The sequence below is a fragment of the Bacillus paralicheniformis genome (assembly GCF_002993925.1).
GTDB classification, from domain to species: domain Bacteria; phylum Bacillota; class Bacilli; order Bacillales; family Bacillaceae; genus Bacillus; species Bacillus paralicheniformis.
This window is the reverse complement of record NZ_CP023665.1, coordinates 2,494,729-2,512,140: the sequence shown is the minus strand read 5'-3', so window position 1 is coordinate 2,512,140 and position 17,412 is coordinate 2,494,729. Positions and strand designations below refer to the sequence as shown.

20 protein-coding genes and 1 riboswitch are annotated in these 17,412 nt (G+C 46.7%); of the genes, 18 read left to right on the top strand and 2 right to left on the bottom strand.

Features of this window, described 5'->3' with window-relative positions:
• The first annotated feature begins 172 nt into the window (after nucleotides 1-172).
• From CP943_RS12825 to CP943_RS12800, 6 genes are all read left to right on the top strand, one after another.
• Nucleotides 173-517 (top strand): hypothetical protein, encoded by a 345-nt coding sequence (locus tag CP943_RS12825; RefSeq protein ID WP_020452015.1) that lies wholly within the window; start codon nucleotides 173-175, stop codon nucleotides 515-517.
• A gap of 101 nt (nucleotides 518-618) precedes the next feature.
• Nucleotides 619-769: riboswitch (FMN riboswitch) on the top strand.
• Nucleotides 770-878: 109 nt separating this feature from the next.
• Nucleotides 879-1,967, top strand: coding sequence for a bifunctional diaminohydroxyphosphoribosylaminopyrimidine deaminase/5-amino-6-(5-phosphoribosylamino)uracil reductase RibD (gene ribD, locus CP943_RS12820; protein ID WP_105981054.1), 1,089 nt, complete (start codon nucleotides 879-881; stop codon nucleotides 1,965-1,967).
• 11 nt (nucleotides 1,968-1,978) lie between these two features.
• Complete coding sequence (ribE, locus tag CP943_RS12815) at nucleotides 1,979-2,626, top strand: riboflavin synthase (protein ID WP_023857491.1); 648 nt, start codon at nucleotides 1,979-1,981, stop codon at nucleotides 2,624-2,626.
• 21 nt (nucleotides 2,627-2,647) lie between these two features.
• Entirely contained in the window at nucleotides 2,648-3,844 is a 1,197-nt protein-coding gene (locus CP943_RS12810) for a bifunctional 3,4-dihydroxy-2-butanone-4-phosphate synthase/GTP cyclohydrolase II (protein ID WP_105981053.1), read from the top strand.
• Between the two features lie 34 nt (nucleotides 3,845-3,878).
• Entirely contained in the window at nucleotides 3,879-4,343 is a 465-nt protein-coding gene (gene ribH, locus CP943_RS12805) for a 6,7-dimethyl-8-ribityllumazine synthase (protein WP_003183115.1), read from the top strand.
• Between the two features lie 101 nt (nucleotides 4,344-4,444).
• Nucleotides 4,445-4,819: a GNAT family N-acetyltransferase gene (locus tag CP943_RS12800; RefSeq protein WP_020452011.1), complete on the top strand. Its 375-nt coding sequence runs from the start codon at nucleotides 4,445-4,447 to the stop codon at nucleotides 4,817-4,819.
• A 10-nt stretch (nucleotides 4,820-4,829) separates the two neighbouring features.
• Here the strand turns inward: CP943_RS12800 and CP943_RS12795 are convergent, their stop codons facing one another.
• Both CP943_RS12795 and CP943_RS12790 read right to left on the bottom strand, forming a co-directional pair.
• Complete coding sequence (locus CP943_RS12795) at nucleotides 4,830-5,351, bottom strand: DUF309 domain-containing protein (protein ID WP_101561047.1); 522 nt, start codon at nucleotides 5,349-5,351, stop codon at nucleotides 4,830-4,832.
• Nucleotides 5,352-5,470: 119 nt separating this feature from the next.
• On the bottom strand, nucleotides 5,471-5,566 hold the full coding sequence (locus CP943_RS12790; protein WP_003183108.1) for a YjcZ family sporulation protein: 96 nt from the start codon (nucleotides 5,564-5,566) through the stop codon (nucleotides 5,471-5,473).
• Between the two features lie 182 nt (nucleotides 5,567-5,748).
• On the opposite strand from CP943_RS12790, the gene CP943_RS12785 reads away from it, so the two are divergent.
• The 12 genes from CP943_RS12785 (at nucleotide 5,749) to CP943_RS12730 (ending at nucleotide 17,105) form a co-directional block, all read left to right on the top strand.
• On the top strand, nucleotides 5,749-6,504 hold the full coding sequence (locus CP943_RS12785; protein WP_023857489.1) for a segregation/condensation protein A: 756 nt from the start codon (nucleotides 5,749-5,751) through the stop codon (nucleotides 6,502-6,504).
• Nucleotides 6,494-7,087, top strand: a complete 594-nt coding sequence (gene scpB, locus CP943_RS12780; protein ID WP_023857488.1) for an SMC-Scp complex subunit ScpB — start codon at nucleotides 6,494-6,496, stop codon at nucleotides 7,085-7,087. The genes CP943_RS12785 and scpB overlap by 11 nt, the downstream gene beginning before the upstream one ends.
• 114 nt (nucleotides 7,088-7,201) lie before the next feature.
• The gene (locus CP943_RS12775) at nucleotides 7,202-7,693 is read left to right on the top strand and encodes a YpuI family protein (protein ID WP_023857487.1); all 492 of its coding nucleotides are present in this window, start codon (nucleotides 7,202-7,204) and stop codon (nucleotides 7,691-7,693) included.
• Between the two features lie 153 nt (nucleotides 7,694-7,846).
• The gene (locus tag CP943_RS12770) at nucleotides 7,847-9,001 is read left to right on the top strand and encodes a D-alanyl-D-alanine carboxypeptidase family protein (RefSeq protein ID WP_035338495.1); all 1,155 of its coding nucleotides are present in this window, start codon (nucleotides 7,847-7,849) and stop codon (nucleotides 8,999-9,001) included.
• Complete coding sequence (locus CP943_RS12765) at nucleotides 8,989-9,576, top strand: nucleoside recognition domain-containing protein (RefSeq protein WP_020452005.1); 588 nt, start codon at nucleotides 8,989-8,991, stop codon at nucleotides 9,574-9,576. The genes CP943_RS12770 and CP943_RS12765 overlap by 13 nt, the downstream gene beginning before the upstream one ends.
• 4 nt (nucleotides 9,577-9,580) lie before the next feature.
• Complete coding sequence (locus tag CP943_RS12760) at nucleotides 9,581-10,117, top strand: spore maturation protein (protein WP_023857485.1); 537 nt, start codon at nucleotides 9,581-9,583, stop codon at nucleotides 10,115-10,117.
• A 159-nt stretch (nucleotides 10,118-10,276) separates the two neighbouring features.
• Nucleotides 10,277-11,011 carry a 23S rRNA pseudouridine(2605) synthase RluB gene (rluB, locus tag CP943_RS12755; protein WP_020452003.1) on the top strand — a complete coding sequence of 245 codons (735 nt, stop codon included), beginning with the start codon at nucleotides 10,277-10,279 and terminating at the stop codon, nucleotides 11,009-11,011.
• An 84-nt stretch (nucleotides 11,012-11,095) separates the two neighbouring features.
• Nucleotides 11,096-11,632 (top strand): thiol-disulfide oxidoreductase ResA, encoded by a 537-nt coding sequence (gene resA / locus CP943_RS12750; protein WP_023857484.1) that lies wholly within the window; start codon nucleotides 11,096-11,098, stop codon nucleotides 11,630-11,632.
• Nucleotides 11,632-13,272, top strand: a complete 1,641-nt coding sequence (resB, locus tag CP943_RS12745) for a cytochrome c biogenesis protein ResB (protein WP_023857483.1) — start codon at nucleotides 11,632-11,634, stop codon at nucleotides 13,270-13,272. The genes resA and resB overlap by 1 nt, the downstream gene beginning before the upstream one ends.
• A gap of 12 nt (nucleotides 13,273-13,284) precedes the next feature.
• The gene (ccsB, locus tag CP943_RS12740) at nucleotides 13,285-14,460 is read left to right on the top strand and encodes a c-type cytochrome biogenesis protein CcsB (protein WP_020452000.1); all 1,176 of its coding nucleotides are present in this window, start codon (nucleotides 13,285-13,287) and stop codon (nucleotides 14,458-14,460) included.
• Nucleotides 14,461-14,604: 144 nt separating this feature from the next.
• Nucleotides 14,605-15,327 carry a response regulator transcription factor gene (locus CP943_RS12735; RefSeq protein WP_020451999.1) on the top strand — a complete coding sequence of 241 codons (723 nt, stop codon included), beginning with the start codon at nucleotides 14,605-14,607 and terminating at the stop codon, nucleotides 15,325-15,327.
• Complete coding sequence (locus CP943_RS12730) at nucleotides 15,324-17,105, top strand: ATP-binding protein (RefSeq protein WP_105981052.1); 1,782 nt, start codon at nucleotides 15,324-15,326, stop codon at nucleotides 17,103-17,105. Before CP943_RS12735 ends, CP943_RS12730 begins: the two co-directional genes overlap by 4 nt.
• The last annotated feature ends 307 nt before the right edge of the window (nucleotides 17,106-17,412 follow it).

The window sequence follows — 17,412 nt, the reverse complement described above, 5'->3', positions numbered from 1 at the left end:
TGTACATTCGTAGGTTATAAGTAGTATTTCGTCTGAATATGAAACGATTTCCCTTCATTTTGCGTTATACTTAAAAACCACATATTTTCCGTCTGAATCGAACATGTTTTATTTCATCATTCACAGGAAATAAACATAGGATAGTTCAGAACGTGTTCTGGAGGTTTTGATCATGGGGAAAATAAGATTCAAGCTCACGGTTCTGCTCGTTTTGGCTGCCGTACTGGCCGGAGGCTTTTATTATTTAAAAAACGGAAGCGTTCAAGATGTCTCAACGGCGCTCAGCCAAACCGTCTCATCTGAGGAAAAGAACTATACCATTTATCAATATAAGATCACCAAAATTGACGGCACTGAATACCACGGGGTATCAGATAACGGAACGAAGATCATTTTCAATGCGAAAAATCTCAACCAGGATCTGTCCGACATTAAAGAAGGAGACAAAGTAAAGGCCTACTTCTCTAATGCCAACAGAATCGACGGATTAATCAAAGTCGTCAAGGTGGCAGATTAAAAACCCTCTGTTTCTCAGAGGGTTTTTTTGTGCAAGCAGTTTTCATTGCAATTTTAATATGCGGCCGCTATAATTACGCATAAGGACAAGTAAATATCGATTGTATCCTTCGGGGCTGGGTGAAAATCCCGACCGGCGGTAATAAAGCGAGAGACAGCTTTAGAGCCCGTGACCCGCTGTGCTTCGTGCAAAGCGGTGGATTCAGTGAGAAGCTGAAGCCGACAGTGAAAGTCTGGATGGGAGAAGGATGAAGAGACTATGTGAAAAATAATGATGATGCATAGTTTTATTTCTCATGCACAAAAACAACCCCCCGGATCGACATCCGGGGTTATTTTTTTGGAAGAAGGGAGGGAAATTCATGACAGATGCGCATTATATGAATCTTGCATTGGAGCTTGCGAAGCAGGGTGAAGGTCAGACAGGAGCCAATCCGCTTGTCGGAGCCGTTGTCGTCAAAGACGGTGAAGTGGTCGGAATGGGGGCTCATTTAAAATACGGCGAAGCGCATGCAGAAGTGCACGCCATTCAAATGGCAGGCCGCCATGCGGAAGGAGCCGTCATTTATGTGACGCTTGAACCGTGCAGCCATTACGGCAAAACGCCTCCTTGCGCGGAACTGATTATCCGTTCCGGTTTGAAGCGGGTAGTCGTGGCGGCCGAAGATCCGAATCCGCTCGTTTCCGGAAGAGGAATCGGGATGCTGAGAAGCGCCGGGATCGAGGTCGAAACAGGCGTTCTCAAAGAACAGGCGGAAGAGCTGAACGAAAAGTTCATGCATTTTATGCGGACAGGCCTTCCGTATGTGACATTAAAAGCAGCTGCCAGCCTTGACGGCAAAACCGCTACCGCAACAGGCGACAGCAAATGGATTACTTCTGAAGAAGCGCGGATGGACGCTCACCAATACCGAAAAAACCACCAGAGTATTTTAGTGGGATCGGGCACAATAAAAGCAGACGACCCGAGTTTGACATGCCGTCTCCCCGGTGCAGTGAATCAGCCGGTGCGTGTCGTTCTCGATACGACGCTGTCAATCCCGCTTCAGTCAAAAGTCATTCAGGATAAAGCAGCGGCAACCTGGATTTACACGACGTCCAAGGCAGATCCCGAAAAGGTTCGGAACCTGGAAAAAGAAGGTGTACAGGTAACCGTGCTGGATGCGGATGAACTTCCGGTGCGCGACGTGCTTCTGCACCTTGCAGACCGAGGTATCGCTTCAGTCTTTGTCGAAGGTGGTGCGACGGTTCACGCAAGCTTCGTCAAAGAAGGACTCTATCAGCAAATGATCTTCTATCTTGCCCCTAAATTAATCGGAGGGCTGCAATCTCCCAGCATCCTCTCCGGTGAAGGCTTTCAATCGATGAAAGATGTCCCCTTACTGCATTTCACAACCATTACCAAAATCGGCCAAGATATAAAGCTGGCGGCAAAACCGATAAAAAAATAAGGCGGTGGCATATGTTTACAGGAATCATTGAAGAAGTCGGAATGATTTTGGACATGAAAAAGGCGGGAAGCGCCATGTCTTTAGTCATCCAATCCAACAAAGTGACCGAGGATGTGAAGCTTGGCGACAGCATTGCTGTCAACGGAGTCTGCCTGACCGTAAATGAGTTCGGTTCCGGCAGTTTCACGGCGGATGTCATGCTTGAAACCCTGAAAGCAACATCACTCGGCACATTAAAAAAAGGAAGCCGCGTCAATCTTGAACGGGCGATGGCGGCAAACGGCCGCTTCGGCGGGCATATGGTGTCGGGGCATGTCGACGGCACCGCGTCTATCGTGCGCATAGAAAAAGCGGCTAACGCCGTATACTATGATTTAAAACTTGACCCTTCACTGGCCAAAATGCTTGTGTTAAAAGGTTCGATCGCCGTAGACGGCGTCAGCCTCACCATTTTTGGACTGACGGAAGATCAAGTAACAGTCTCGCTTATCCCGCACACATTGGATGAAACGATTTTTTCGGAAAAAAAGCCCGGAAGCATCGTCAACATCGAGTGCGATATGATCGGCAAATACATTTACCGGTTTCTCCACCAAGCAAAACAAGACAAACAGGCAAAGCCATTGACTGAATCGTTTTTTAAAGAAAACGGGTTTTAAATGAAAGGAGGCTGCGCGCCTATGTTTCACACAATTGAAGAAGCGATACGCGATTTGAAGCAAGGAAAAGTCATCATCGTGGTCGATGACGAGGACAGGGAAAACGAAGGCGATTTCGTTGCGCTGGCAGAATACGCAACACCTGAAGTGATCAACTTTATGGCTTCGCACGGAAGGGGTTTGATCTGCGCGCCGCTTAATGAAGAGATCGCTTCACGGCTCGACCTCCATCCGATGGTGGACGAAAATACCGATTCTCATCACACGGCATTTACGGTCAGTGTGGATCACCGCGATACAAAGACGGGGATCAGCGCTCAAGAGCGGTCGTTGACCGTCATGTCGCTGATTGATGATCACGCGCTTCCGGGCGATTTTAAAAGACCGGGGCACATTTTCCCCTTGATTGCGAAAACAGGCGGCGTTTTAAAAAGAGCCGGACATACGGAGGCGGCCGTTGACCTTGCGGAGGCGTGCGGTTCCGCGCCGGCCGGCGTCATCTGCGAAATCATGAATGAAGACGGCACGATGGCAAGGGTGCCTGAACTCAAAAAAATAGCCGACCAGCACGACTTGAAATTGATTACGATTAAAGATTTGATCGAATACCGCTACAGCAAGGGAACGCTGATCAACCGAGAAGTGAAGATTACGCTGCCTTCCGAATTCGGCACATTCAAGGTTTACGGCTATACAAACGAAATCGATGACAAGGAACATATAGCACTCGTCAAAGGCGATATACCTTTCGGAGACGAGCCTGTCCTTGTCCGCGTACACTCAGAATGCCTGACGGGCGATGTTTTCGGCTCTTACCGCTGCGACTGCGGCCCGCAGCTTGCTGCCGCACTCGCGCAAATCGAACAAGCGGGCCGGGGCGTGCTCCTTTATTTGAGACAGGAAGGAAGAGGAATCGGCTTAATCAATAAACTGAAAGCTTATAAACTGCAGGAAGAAGGATATGACACCGTGCAGGCTAATGAAAAGCTCGGTTTTCTCCCAGATCTTCGCAACTACGGGATCGGCGCCCAAATTTTAAGAGACCTCGGCGTGAAACAAATGAAGCTGCTGACGAACAATCCGCGAAAGATTGCCGGTCTCGAAGGCTACGGACTGACGATCGCAGACAGGGTGCCGCTGCAGATGGAGACAAAAAAAGACAATGAAAAGTACTTAAAAACGAAAAAATCAAAATTGGGGCATATGCTTCATTTTTAAACTAAAATCAATCACAAAAAAGGACGGGATTCATATGAATAAAATAGAAGGTCATGTAATTGGAACAGATTTGAAAATTGGGATCGTTGTGTCAAGGTTCAACGATTTTATTACAAGCAAACTTCTAAGCGGTGCAGAAGATACGCTGTTGAGACATGGGGTCAAAGCTGATGATATTGATGTCGCCTGGGTTCCCGGAGCATTCGAGATTCCGCTGATCGCCAAAAAAATGGCTGAAACGAAAAAATACGACGCCGTGATTACACTGGGCACGGTCATCAGAGGAGCGACAAGCCACTATGACTATGTCTGCAATGAAGCGGCAAAGGGGATTGCGGCGAGCAGCATGTCAACAGGCGTTCCGGTGATCTTCGGCGTATTGACGACAGACACGATCGAGCAGGCGGTAGAACGCGCCGGAACAAAAGCCGGAAATAAAGGTGCAGAAGCTGCCGCGGCAGCGATTGAAATGGCGAACCTGACCCGGTCGCTTCAATAATTACCGAAAAAGAGTTTAAAAAGGTTATAAAAATGTTTATAATGTGATGTGAAGCGACTAGCCTTCGTTAGATCCACATTTTGATATATTGAGGGGTATTTATGTTAATTCGTTATAAAAAGTCATTCGAAAAGATTGCGATGGGGCTCCTTTCGTTTATGCCGAATGAGAAGGACGTCAAGCAGCTTCAGCAGACAATTAAAGACTATGAAACGGACACTGAAAGGCAGCTGTTCCTATGGAAAGAAGGCGAGGATATTGTCGGCTGTGTAGGAGTAGAGAAAAGAGAAGAAGAAGTCGAGATCAAGCATATCAGTGTAAACCCGTCTCACCGTCATCAAGGAATCGGCAAAAAAATGGTGTCGGCCATTTCGCAAATGTTTGCACCTAAACCGCTGGTTCCGAATGAATTAACTAAAGGATTCTTTGAGCGCTGTCAGGATCACGAAAATGAAGACATCACATATAACCAATGAGCAGAGGCTTCTAGCCTCTGCTCTTTTTTCGCCGTTCGATTTGTTTTTCCCTCTCGGCAACCACTTCAGTCCGGTCTCTCAGCAGGTGTTTATCAATGATGAAGGCGTCCGGTGGATCGTTTGCTCCCCACTCATACGACTTTTTTTCACATTGTTTCCGGCATGCTTTGATCAAAGATTCATCTGTGATCGGAAGCATGATGCTTTCATAAGGAGAATGGGCTTTGATTTTTTGGTAAGTCTTCCTTAACAGCTTGATGAAGCGGCTGTAATCTAATCCGAGCGATTCGACTGCGTCTTTTTCGGACACCAGGATGCGGATGCTGTTCGCCATTAATCTCTCTGCACCGGCAAAATTGTTTCTCCGCTGATGATAGAGTGCGACTGCCAGCTGAATCAATCCAACCCAGTATGATTTCCGCTCGCCGGGATTGTCCTTTTTCCAATGTTCTTCTAAAATTTCGTGGCATTCAAAATAATCCCTTGACCCGTGGAATTCGGCCAGGTAATCGATATAAGCTTGGGGATACATCTGACATCCTCCTTTAAGTTTCCGTTAAAGTGTATCATAAGAACGGAACGGAGGAAAAACGGAGATATATCCAGGCTATGAAAAAAGCGCCCGGGTAACGGACGCTTCTCATTTTTATGTTAATAGATCCATGCCGCTCCTACAATAATCAACAAAATAAACAGAACGACAATCAAAGCAAATCCTCCGCCGTAGCCGAAGCCTTTACCTCCCATGTTGTTCCCTCCTCAGGTTTAAGATTTTACACAGTATTCTATGCAGCATACGCTCAAATCGTATAGGCGAATGCCAAAGCTTCTTAAATTATATTGGACTTCATGCAGACGCGTAATTTATACTAAAGGGTAGCCAGTTTTAGCCGGCTTAGAAGCGATTTTGAAAATGGTGAGAAATGAACATGGAATATCAGGTGAAAATCGAGGCGTTTGAAGGGCCGCTGGATCTGCTGCTGCACTTAATCAACCGCCTTGAAATAGACATTTATGACATACCTGTTGCGAAGATAACCGAGCAGTATTTATTATATGTGCATACGATGCGCGAACTTGAGCTCGACGTGGCCAGTGAATATTTGGTGATGGCTGCGACCCTTCTCAGCATTAAAAGCCGAATGCTCCTTCCAAAGCAGGAAGAGGAGTTGTTTGACGAAGAGTTTCTCGAGGAGGAAGAGGACCCGAGAGAAGAATTGATTGAAAAATTAATAGAGTACAGAAAATACAAAAGTGCCGCGCAAAATTTGAAGGAGCGCGAGGAAGAGCGGCAAAAAGCATTCGCGAAGCCGCCGAGCGATTTAAGCGACTATGCCAAGGAAATCAAACTCAGCGAGCAAAAGCTGTCCGTCACCGTTTACGACATGCTCGGGGCGTTTCAAAAGGTGTTAAACCGTAAAAAAATCAGCCGGCCGTCTGAAACTAGAATTTCAAGACAGGAAATACCGATAGAAGAACGAATGACGCAAATCGTCGATTGTTTGAAATCGTCCCGTCAAAGGATGCATTTTATGGAACTGTTCCCATACGAACAGAAAGAGCATCTCGTTGTGACGTTTTTGGCGATTTTGGAGCTGATGAAAAACCAGCTGATCATCATTGAGCAGGAACACAACTTTTCAGACATTTACATAACAGGGAGTGAAGCGATTCATGACGCTTGATATCGTGAATTGGAAAGCCATTGTCGAAGCGCTTTTGTATGCCGCCGGCGACGAGGGCCTGACAAAAAAACAGCTATTATCCGTTTTGGAGATCGATGAAGCCGAGCTTCAGGATATTATGCTCGATGTCAAAGAAACCTATGAAAAAGAAGACAGGGGCATCGAGCTTGTCGAGTACGCGGATACGTACATGCTTTCGACCAAAAAAGAATTCGCCGTCTATTTGAAAAAGCTGATTGAAGCCCCTTCAAAAGGGCTTTCTCAGGCTGCCCTCGAAGTTTTGGCCATCGTCTCATATAAGCAGCCGATTACGAGAGCGGAAGTCGAGGAGATCAGAGGGGTCAAATCTGAACGGATTCTCCAGAGCCTTGTCGCAAAAGCGCTGTTGTGCGAAGTAGGCCGGGCGGACGGACCGGGCAGGGCAATCTTGTACGGTACAACCGAAACATTTCTTGAACAATTCGGCTTAAAAACGCTTGAAGAGCTTCCGCCGCTGCCCGAAAATGTAGAAGAAGACGGGGTTCAGGAAGAAGCCGATCTGTTCTTTGAGAACTTTAACCAGACGTTCGAAGATTTAAAATAGACTCACCTTAAGGACCGAAGTATGATAATATATATTATCGTATTTTTTATGTTTAATTTCATGCATGAAAGAATACGATTGTAACAAAGCGATGAGGAGAGGGTGCCGACACCAATGGGAAAATCTATGGCAAGAGCCCAAACCGAGCAGGCAGGCGAATTTTTAGCACAGACCGTTCAGACGCTGAGCGATTATTTAAACGAAACGACGCTCTCATCCCTTGAAGCCGAAGAGCCCGGGAGCAGAGATTATTATCGCGATGTCCTCAGCAACTTGAGAAAACTGGCGGTTTACTGTGAAGAAGGGCTTCTGGCTTGCCGAATCAGGCTGAAGCAGGTTCCTTTTCAGGACGCTGCCGCCGAAAGGACGCTCTATCAGATCTATCATCGATGCATAGAAGAATTTTTTACACCGAAAAAAGATACTTGGTACGAAGACAGCAGAGCGGCCTACACGGGAAAAAACGCCATTTGCTTTCACGAACCAGCGCCGGCCTCATTAAAAAATTTGATGGCTTCGCTTGAAACAGAATATCAATCGATGAGAGAAGAATTGGAATACTATGCGACTGACTATCGGATGAAGATGGTTCAGCCGAGATCATAGCTTAAATGAACCGTGTGCCGGAACTCCCCCTTTCATGAAAGGGGGAGTTTTAATGTTGCTTGAGATTTTTCTCGGGGAATCATCCAATTGGTGTTCATAACGGAAAGACAAGCGCATAAACTTGTACAAACAACCACAAGGACGTGAGAAAAAATGCGCTTTTTTCTAAAACAGGCTGCAGCAGCCATCATCATATGCTCTCTTTTATGCTCTTCATACCAAATCGCTGAAGCACAGCCTTCCCTTCATGTCAGCGCAAGAAGCGCGATTGTCATGGACGGGCAATCCGGACGGGTATTGTTTGCGAAGGATGAGCATGAAAAACGGCGCATTGCAAGCATTACGAAGATTATGACAGCCATTTTGGCCGTGGAATCGGGCAAATTGGATGAGACAGTCACGGTCAGCGACAGGGCGGTCAAAACGGAGGGATCATCAATCTATTTGACAAGCGGGCAAAAGGTGAAGCTGAAGGACCTTGTTTACGGTTTGATGCTGAGATCGGGAAATGACGCAGCCGTTGCGATTGCTGAGCATGTGGGCGGAAGCCTGGAAGGGTTTGTCTACATGATGAATCAAAAAGCGGCCGACCTCGGCATGGAAAACACCCTGTTCCGCAATCCGCACGGACTCGATGATCACCCTGACCACTATTCCTCGGCCTATGATATGGCGCTTTTGACGAAATATGCGATGACAAACGAAACGTACCAAAAAATCGCCGGAACGAAGAGCTATAAGGCAGAAACGATGCAAGGCATCTGGAGAAATAAAAACAAGCTTTTAACAGGGCTTTACGAATACAGTACAGGCGGGAAGACGGGATATACCAAGCTGGCGAAGCGCACGCTCGTCTCCACTTCATCGAAAGACGGAACCGATTTGATCGCCGTCACCATCAATGCCCCTGACGACTGGAATGATCATATGAACATGTTCAACTATGTATACGGCCACTACAAAACATATATCATCGCCAAAAAAGGCGAGGTTCCGAAATTAAAAGACTCTTTTTACGGGAATAAAGCTTTTATTAAACGGGATGTCACATATTTGTTAAACGAAGATGAAAAAGAAGACGTGAAGGTTGACATCGAGCTTCTTAAACCGAAAAAATCGTGGCGTAAAAACAAAAAAGAAATCCCGGACATCATCGGGGAAATGAACGTCATGTTCAACGGAAAAACGATTGCAAGTGTACCGATCTATTATGAAAACGAACGCAACAAAAAGCCGAAAAAATCGTTTTTCGAGACCTTTCAATCCGTATTCCAAAAAGCGGCAGGCGGTTCATCATGGTCAATATAATCTGGGTCGGCTTAACGGTGATCGGTCTGGTGTTTGCGCTTTTCAACGGAACGGTTCAGGAAGTCAATGAGGCCGTATTTAAAGGTTCGAAGGAAGCTGTCACGATTTCGATCGGCCTGATGAGCGTCCTTGTTTTTTGGCTGGGGCTGATGAAAATCGCCGAACAATCCGGGCTTCTCGAAAAATTCAGCAGGTTGTGCCGGCCGTTCATTTCAAAGCTGTTTCCCGAGATCCCTCCGGATCATCCGGCGATGGGGTATATTTTATCCAATTTAATGGCCAACTTTTTCGGGTTGGGCAATGCGGCGACACCGCTCGGCATTAAAGCAATGGAACAGATGAAGGCGCTCAACCGGAACCGCAGGGAAGCGAGCCGCTCAATGATCACCTTTCTGGCGGTCAATACGTCAAGCATTACCTTGATTCCGACGACCGTCATCGCGGTCAGGATGACATATGATGCAAAGGCGCCGACAGACATCGTCGGGCCGACCATTTTGGCGACTTTAATATCGGGAATCTTTGCGATCTTCATCGACCGATACTTTTATTATAGAAGAAAAAAGAAGGGGTGAGCATTTGGAATTCATCAATTGGCTTTCTCTGGCCCTTATCCCGTTTATCATCGCCACGATTCTGCTGTATGGTACATTCAAAAAAGTCCCGACTTATGAAGCGTTTGTTGAGGGAGGGAAGGAAGGAATCCAAATTGCGTTTTCCATTATCCCTTATTTGGTCGGTATGCTTGTAGCGATCACCGTTTTCCGTGCTTCAGGGGCGCTCGATTTTTTTATGAATCTTTTAAAGCCGGTATTTTCCGCCGTGGGAATTCCGACGGAAGTGGTTCCGCTGGCTCTGATCCGGCCGATTTCGGGAACGGCGGCGCTCGGCATGACGACCGATTTAATCGCAGTTTACGGACCCGATTCGTTCATCGGCCGGCTGGCCTCTGTCATGCAGGGATCGACAGACACGACGCTGTATGTTTTAACTGTCTATTTCGGCGCGGTCGGAATCAAGAAAATGGGGGATGCTTTAAAAGTGGGACTGCTTGCTGATTTAGCGGGGATTATCGCGTCTGTGATTATTGTAACATTGCTGTTTGGAAGCGCCTGATCAACAGGCGCTTTTTTGCTTTTCTAGCCAAAACTGTTTTACTTTTGACGTGAGAAAGGATACATTTAAGGGCGGAGTGCTTCTTTCCTAAGGAAGAAGGCGCCCGCAAACTTGTTTGTTGGTCTGGAAAAAAGTAAGATAATACATGAGGTGAAAGATATGGAACGACTTCAAAAAGTAATCGCCCACGCCGGTATTGCATCAAGGCGAAAGGCGGAGGAACTTATAAAAGAAGGGAAAGTCACGGTCAACGGCAAAACCGTCAGAGAGCTCGGCGTTAAAGTATCAAGCTCAGACCGGATCGAGGTAAACGGCGTCCAGCTTGAAAGCGAAGAACCCGTTTATTTTCTCCTGTATAAACCGAGAGGGGTTATATCAGCGGTTAAAGACGATAAAGGCCGGAAAGTTGTGACCGACTTTTTCACAGAGGTGGAGGAGCGGATTTATCCGATCGGAAGGCTTGATTATGATACAAGCGGCCTCTTATTGTTAACGAATGACGGGGACTTCGCCAATAAATTGATGCACCCGAAATACGAAATTAATAAAACGTATGTGGCAAAGCTGAAAGGCATTCCTTTAAAGGAGAATTTAAAAAAACTTGAGCGGGGCGTACGCCTTGAGGAAGGAAAGACAGCTCCGGCAAAAGTGAAGCTTTTGTCACTCGATAAGAAAAAGCAGACCAGCATCGTCCAAATCACAATCCATGAAGGGCGAAACCGTCAGGTCAGGAGAATGTTTGAAGCCATCGGACACGAAGTGCTCAAGCTGAAAAGGGAAGAGTACGCTTTTTTGAACCTGGCGGGCTTGAAAACCGGGGAAAAAAGAGAGCTCACGCCTCATGAAGTGAAAAGGCTCAGGGCATTGGCTGAACACGGTAAAGCGGCTTTCTAAATTTTCACACAACCTTCAAAAAAGGCAAATGGCAGGCAGTCATGAGATGATATAATGATACTGAATGTCTAAATGAGGGGGCGGATTATGAAAAAAAAGCGTTTTTACATTCGGACAGGCATCCTCCTTGTGCTGCTTGCAGCGCTTGGCTACACGCTGTACAGCGCCGTGTTTCAAAAGACGGAGAGTGTGGCGGTGGGGGAAAAAGCTCCCAATTTTTCGCTGGAGGATGTTGACGGCAACCGTCTCAAGCTGGACGATCTAAAAGGCAAAGGGGTATTTTTAAACTTTTGGGGAACATGGTGCGAACCATGCAAAAGAGAATTTCCTTACATGGCGAATCAATATAAAGTGTTTAAGGATCAAGGGGTTGAAATCGTCGCCGTCAATGTCGGCGAATCAAACCTTGCCGTCCGAAACTTTATGAAAGACTACGGCGTCAATTTTCCGGTTGTGCTTGATAAAGACAGGCAGGTTCTGAACGCATACGATGTCACACCGCTGCCGACCACGTTTTTGATCAATCCTGACGGAGAGATTGTCAAAGTCGTGTCTGGCACGATGACAGAACGAATGATCCATGATTATATGAATATGATCAAACCAGAGGGATCGTCATGATGAAAGAAATCAAATGCGAATGCGGCCATGTGAATCCGACGGGCACCGTTTTGTGTGAATCGTGCGGAAAGCCGCTCGTCAAACAGGATGCCAAACTCCTTGACATGCGGTATGACGGAAGTGCGAGACGCTCTCAAACATATAACAAAACAATCGTAGATAAAATATGGAATTTCTTTTCGTCTGTAAAGGTCGGCGTCTGGCTGATCGTCATTACGCTGACAGCATCTGCTTTTGGAACGATTTTCCCGCAGGAAATGTTCCTGCCGCCGGGTGCGCAGGCTGATACATACTACAGCGAACAATACGGGCTTCTCGGACAAATCTATTATACTCTCGGTTTCCACAATCTTTACGGTTCATGGTGGTTTATTGTTCTGGTTGCTTCAATCGGCATATCGCTTGTGATCTGCAGCCTTGACAGGGTCGTTCCTTTGTACAGGGCGCTGAAAAATCAGGGCGTCACGAGAAATCCGAACTTTATGGAGAGGCAGCGCCTTTTCAGCCGGACGGAAGCGGACATGTCTGAAGACACCAGATCACAAATCGTCGGTAAACTGAAGAAAAAACGATACCGAGTCAAAGAAGAAAACGGAAACCTGTTTGCGGAAAAAGGCCGTTTTTCAAGATGGGGCCCATATGTGAACCATATCGGGCTGATCATATTCCTCATCGGTGTCATGCTCAGATTTGTTCCGGGCATGTATGTCGACGAAACCCTTTGGATCAGGGAAGGGGAGACCGTGCCCATCCCGGGAACTGACGGCCATTACTACTTGAAAAACAACCGGTTTACAAAAGAAATGTACGACAGTGAAAAAGAAAAAGAAGTATTTTCAGAGGCGATTACTAAAGCAGGTGACGGTACTGTCGCAAAAACATATCAAACCGATGTTGAACTATATGAAAGAAAAAATGACAGCCTCCCGGGTGAAGCGCCTGAATTGAAGAAAGTGAAAAGCGGCAAGATCAGGGTCAATGACCCGCTGAAATTCGGTTCATATGCACTCTATCAGCTGACTTACAAGGAAGGCGAGCTCGACAAAATGGTCTTTCAGCTGATTGAAAAAGACAGCGGGAAATCTTTCGGCAAAGTGGCAATCAACCTCTTGGAGCCGAAGCCGGAATATGATCTTGGCAACGGTTACAAAGTTCATATTGCAAGCTACCTGCCGGACTTTTATTTTAACAAAGACGGGGAGCCGAGCACGAAAACGAGGAATCCGAACAATCCGGCTTTTGTATTCCAGATCACCGCCCCGGATAAGCCTAAAGGAGAAAAGAGTTTCGTTGCGATTCAGGAAACAATCGAAGGTTCTGACGACAATAAATACAAAATGAAGTTTGACCACGTCGAAACGAAAAATCTCTCAGGCCTCACCATTAGAAAAGATTTGACTTTGTGGGTGCTCATGGTCGGCGGCGCCATCTTTATGATCGGCGTCATCCAGGGGATGTACTGGCACCACAGAAGGATCTGGCTCAGAACGCTGGACGGGCATGTGCTCGTCGCCGGACATACGAATAAAAACTGGTACGGGCTGAAACAGGACTTGAAGGCCGTACTTGAGGATACGGGGATATCCGAACCGGCCGATCAAAAAGAACTGTCAAAGGAAAAAAATAAACGGCCAGCATAGGGAGGGGTTTTCATGGCAGAGTTAAGCGGCAATTTATTGTACGCGGCATTTCTCTTGTATCTCTCAGCGGTCTTCTTTTTTGGCGGCTCCATCAGGAGCAAGGCTTCAGACCGGAAGAAGAAGAACCGCTGGGCGTCGATCGCAGTGTTGATCACGATCATCGGATTTGTATGCCAGTTTGGATATTTTATTGCGAGATGGATCGTTTCCGGACACGCACCGGTCAGCAATCTTTTCGAATTTACAACTGCTTTCAGCATGATGCTCGTTCTGGCGTTCATCATCATCTACTTTATTTACAAGCTGTCTGCTTTGGGGCTGTTTACACTGCCCGTTGTCCTGCTGTTAATCGCATATGCCAGCATGTTTCCGACCGATATCACACCGCTGATTCCGTCGCTTCAAAGCAACTGGCTTTATATTCATGTTACGACTGCAGCTCTCGGCCAGGCGATTCTCGCCATCAGCTTTGTCGCCGGCGTGATCTTTCTGCTCAAGCATGTGGATCAGTCACAGCCTGGCAAAAAAACGTTCTGGCTCGAATTTGTCATGTTTATGCTCGTGACAACGCTCGCGTTTATCCTTGTCACGACCTCATTCCGCATTGGGGGCTATGAAGCGCAGTTCAAGTGGATTGATAAAGACAACCAGGAAGACGTCATGATTTACGAGCTTCCCGCTCTGATCGGGCCGAACAAAGGCGAACTTTTAACAGAGGAGAGAATGGAGCCGCTTGTCAATGTGCCGCCTATTTTTTCAGGACGGAAGCTGAATACGGTTCTCTGGTCGTTTGGAACCGGCGCATTGCTTTACGGTGTCATCAGGCTGATCATCAGAAAACGCATCAGTCAGCTTCTTCAGCCGCTCGTGAAAAATGTGAACCTTGACCTTGTCGATGAAATCGGCTATCGATCCGTTTCGATCGGCTTTCCGGTTTTTACGCTTGGCGCGCTTATTTTCGCGATGATATGGGCACAGCTTGCATGGAGCAGATTCTGGGGCTGGGATCCGAAAGAAGTCTGGGCGCTGATTACATTTTTGTTTTATGCAGCTTATCTGCATCTCAGGCTTTCAAGAGGCTGGCACGGCGAAAAATCGGCGTGGCTTGCCGTTATCGGTTTTGCCATTATTATGTTTAATCTTATTTTTGTAAACCTTGTCATCGCTGGACTTCACTCTTATGCATGATCCGTGCGGTGCAGGAAGGTCCGGGCTTTTCGCCGGGCCTTCCGCAGCTTATCGTTTTAAATTGGGAAAGGCCATTCTTAGCTTGGCTTACGATCGCTTTTCTAATAAAATGAATGTAAGAAGATTCAAATCAGGAGGTTTACGATGGAACAGACGAAAGAGACAAAAATATTAGTAGTAGACGATGAGGCAAGAATCAGACGACTTTTAAAAATGTACCTGGAAAGGGAAAATTATAAGATCGAGGAAGCCGAGAATGGCGACGAAGCCATCGATAAAGCCCTGGGCAACGAATACGATTTAATCCTGCTCGATTTGATGATGCCAGGAACCGACGGCATTGAAGTATGCCGCCAAGTACGCGACAAAAAAGCCACTCCGATCATCATGCTGACGGCGAAAGGCGAAGAAGCGAACCGGGTGCAGGGCTTTGAAGTCGGAACCGATGACTATATTGTAAAACCTTTCAGTCCGAGGGAAGTGGTGCTGAGAGTCAAAGCGCTCTTGAGAAGATCATCGCAAACCTCTTATCTGAATACAGATACAACGGCAAAAAATGTTCTTGTTTTTTCTCACTTATCCATTGATCACGATGCTCACAGAGTTATGGCGGACGGAACCGAAGTCAGCCTGACGCCGAAAGAATATGAACTGCTTTACTTCCTGGCCAAAACTCCTGATAAAGTATACGATCGTGAAAAGCTGCTGAAGGAAGTATGGCAATACGAGTTTTTCGGCGATTTGAGAACGGTCGACACCCATGTTAAACGTCTACGTGAAAAATTGAACAAAGTCTCGCCGAAAGCTGCGAAAAAAATCGTAACAGTATGGGGTGTCGGGTATAAATTTGAGGTCGGAAACGAATGAAGTTTTGGAAGAGCGTAGTCGGTAAACTGTGGTTTACCATACTGCTTTTGGTTTCATTTGTCTTATTTATCCTTACGTTCTTTCTGCTTGAGTTTATTGAAAACTACCATGTCGATGAAGCGGAAGCTGATTTGACAAAGCTCGCCAGCAAGGTGGCCGTCATCATGGAAAACCATAAAGACCAGGAGACGGCCAGATCGATCACATGGGAGCTTGCCGATGAACTGACGAGCATCACCGTTATCAAAAATGAGAATGAATATTGGTATTCACCGCGGGAAAATCAAAAAGTGGCTTCCATTACATTAAAAGATATTAAAAATGATTCCGATCTGAACGAAGCGCTTCAGAAGCATCAAAAAGTGCAGAAGCGGACGGTCATCTCCGATCAAAAGAACGATCAGCTGATTGTCGGTGTACCGTACGGGAAAGGCGAAGATGAAGGCATGGTGTTTCTTTCTCAATCGCTTCTTGCCGTGAAAGATACGACACAGCATACGACAAGGTATATTCTCTTTGCCGCTGCGATTGCGATTGTGTTAACGACGATTTTCGCTTTCTTCCTGTCAAGCCGGATTACCTACCCGCTCAGAAAAATGCGGCAGGGTGCACAGGATCTTGCAAAAGGGAAGTTTGATACGAAGATTCCGATCCTGACCCAGGATGAAATCGGCGAGCTGGCGATTGCCTTTAACCAAATGGGGCGCCAGCTGAAGTTCCATATTACAGCGCTCAATCAGGAAAAGGAGCATTTGTCGAATATCTTAAGCAGTATGGCTGACGGCGTGATCACCATCAATATCGACGGGACGATCCTTGTGACTAACCCTCCGGCTGAACGCTTTTTACAGGCGTGGTATTATGAGCAGAACATGAATGTAAAAGAAGGCCATGAACTGCCTCCTGAAGCGCGTGAGCTTTTTCAAAACACCGTCGGCACGGAGAAGGAGCAGATGATTGAAATGACCCTGCAAGGCAGAACATGGGTGCTGCTCATGAGTCCGCTGTACAATCAGTCACATGTGCGCGGAGCGGTCGCCGTTTTGAGGGATATGACGGAGGAAAGACGGCTTGATAAGCTGAGAAAAGATTTTATCGCCAATGTCAGCCATGAGCTGAGAACACCGATTTCGATGCTTCAAGGGTACAGTGAAGCAATCGTTGACGACATTGCAAGCTCTGAGGAAGAAAAAAAGGAAATCGCGCAGGTCATCTATGACGAGTCTTTACGAATGGGAAGGCTTGTGAATGATTTGCTGGACCTTGCCAGAATGGAGGCGGGCCATATTTCCTTAAACGTAGAACTGGTGGAGCTCCGCGAATTTTTCGAGAGGGTGTTCAGAAAGTTTTACGGAGTGGCCGGTGACAAAGAAATTACGCTTTCTCACAATCTTGATCTGCACGAAGCCAAATTTGTGTTTGATCCGGACAAAATGGAGCAGGTATTAACGAACCTGATTGACAACGCGATCCGCCATACAAATGCCGGCGGCACCGTACATGTCGATGTGCAGTCAGCGCAAAGCGGGCTGAAAATCGCCGTGAAAGACTCGGGCAGCGGCATCCCAGAAGAGGACCTGCCGTTTATTTTTGAACGCTTTTACAAGGCGGATAAAGCAAGGACGAGAGGAAAAGGCGGGACGGGCCTCGGACTTGCGATCGTTAAAAACATCGTCGATGCACACAACGGATCGATCACCGTCCACAGCATGCTGAACGAAGGTACTTCCTTCACGTTTTACATTCCAAGAAATAAGCAGGATGTTGGCCAAATTTGACGAAGAATCTTGTTCCATAAGAAACAAAGAGCACCTGTTCATGAAGAACAGGTGCTCCGTTATTTGAGGGCAACTTGTATCCAAGTTGTAAAATTTCTGCTTATCCTGAAACGTTTTTGCCTTTGTTGCCGTTAAAAGAGTGGGGATTCCAAAAGACAGATGAACATCAGAGGAAATGGATGAAGGATTTGGACAAATGGACTAGTGAAAATCACATATGGACATAATTGCTCCCGTTCTGATCATCTATAAAAGGCCGTTTATTTTTTCTGCGCCTTAAAAGTCCGCCAGCGCTCCAATTGCGGAC

Excerpts from the sequence above, each read along its gene's own strand:
- CP943_RS12730 (WP_105981052.1), top strand. The coding sequence starts at position 15,324 with ATGAAGTTTTGGAAGAGCGTAGTCGGTAAACTGTGGTTTACCATACTG.
- ribH (WP_003183115.1), top strand. The coding sequence starts at position 3,879 with ATGAATAAAATAGAAGGTCATGTAATTGGAACAGATTTGAAAATTGGG.
- CP943_RS12735 (WP_020451999.1), top strand. The coding sequence starts at position 14,605 with ATGGAACAGACGAAAGAGACAAAAATATTAGTAGTAGACGATGAGGCA.
- ribE (WP_023857491.1), top strand. The coding sequence starts at position 1,979 with ATGTTTACAGGAATCATTGAAGAAGTCGGAATGATTTTGGACATGAAA.
- CP943_RS12770 (WP_035338495.1), top strand. The coding sequence starts at position 7,847 with ATGCGCTTTTTTCTAAAACAGGCTGCAGCAGCCATCATCATATGCTCT.
- ribD (WP_105981054.1), top strand. The coding sequence starts at position 879 with ATGACAGATGCGCATTATATGAATCTTGCATTGGAGCTTGCGAAGCAG.
- CP943_RS12810 (WP_105981053.1), top strand. The coding sequence starts at position 2,648 with ATGTTTCACACAATTGAAGAAGCGATACGCGATTTGAAGCAAGGAAAA.
- CP943_RS12825 (WP_020452015.1), top strand. The coding sequence starts at position 173 with ATGGGGAAAATAAGATTCAAGCTCACGGTTCTGCTCGTTTTGGCTGCC.
- CP943_RS12785 (WP_023857489.1), top strand. The coding sequence starts at position 5,749 with ATGGAATATCAGGTGAAAATCGAGGCGTTTGAAGGGCCGCTGGATCTG.
- CP943_RS12800 (WP_020452011.1), top strand. The coding sequence starts at position 4,445 with ATGTTAATTCGTTATAAAAAGTCATTCGAAAAGATTGCGATGGGGCTC.
- resB (WP_023857483.1), top strand. The coding sequence starts at position 11,632 with ATGAAAGAAATCAAATGCGAATGCGGCCATGTGAATCCGACGGGCACC.
- CP943_RS12765 (WP_020452005.1), top strand. The coding sequence starts at position 8,989 with ATGGTCAATATAATCTGGGTCGGCTTAACGGTGATCGGTCTGGTGTTT.
- CP943_RS12795 (WP_101561047.1), bottom strand. The coding sequence starts at position 5,351 with ATGTATCCCCAAGCTTATATCGATTACCTGGCCGAATTCCACGGGTCA.
- CP943_RS12790 (WP_003183108.1), bottom strand. The coding sequence starts at position 5,566 with ATGGGAGGTAAAGGCTTCGGCTACGGCGGAGGATTTGCTTTGATTGTC.
- scpB (WP_023857488.1), top strand. The coding sequence starts at position 6,494 with ATGACGCTTGATATCGTGAATTGGAAAGCCATTGTCGAAGCGCTTTTG.
- ccsB (WP_020452000.1), top strand. The coding sequence starts at position 13,285 with ATGGCAGAGTTAAGCGGCAATTTATTGTACGCGGCATTTCTCTTGTAT.
- CP943_RS12775 (WP_023857487.1), top strand. The coding sequence starts at position 7,202 with ATGGGAAAATCTATGGCAAGAGCCCAAACCGAGCAGGCAGGCGAATTT.
- rluB (WP_020452003.1), top strand. The coding sequence starts at position 10,277 with ATGGAACGACTTCAAAAAGTAATCGCCCACGCCGGTATTGCATCAAGG.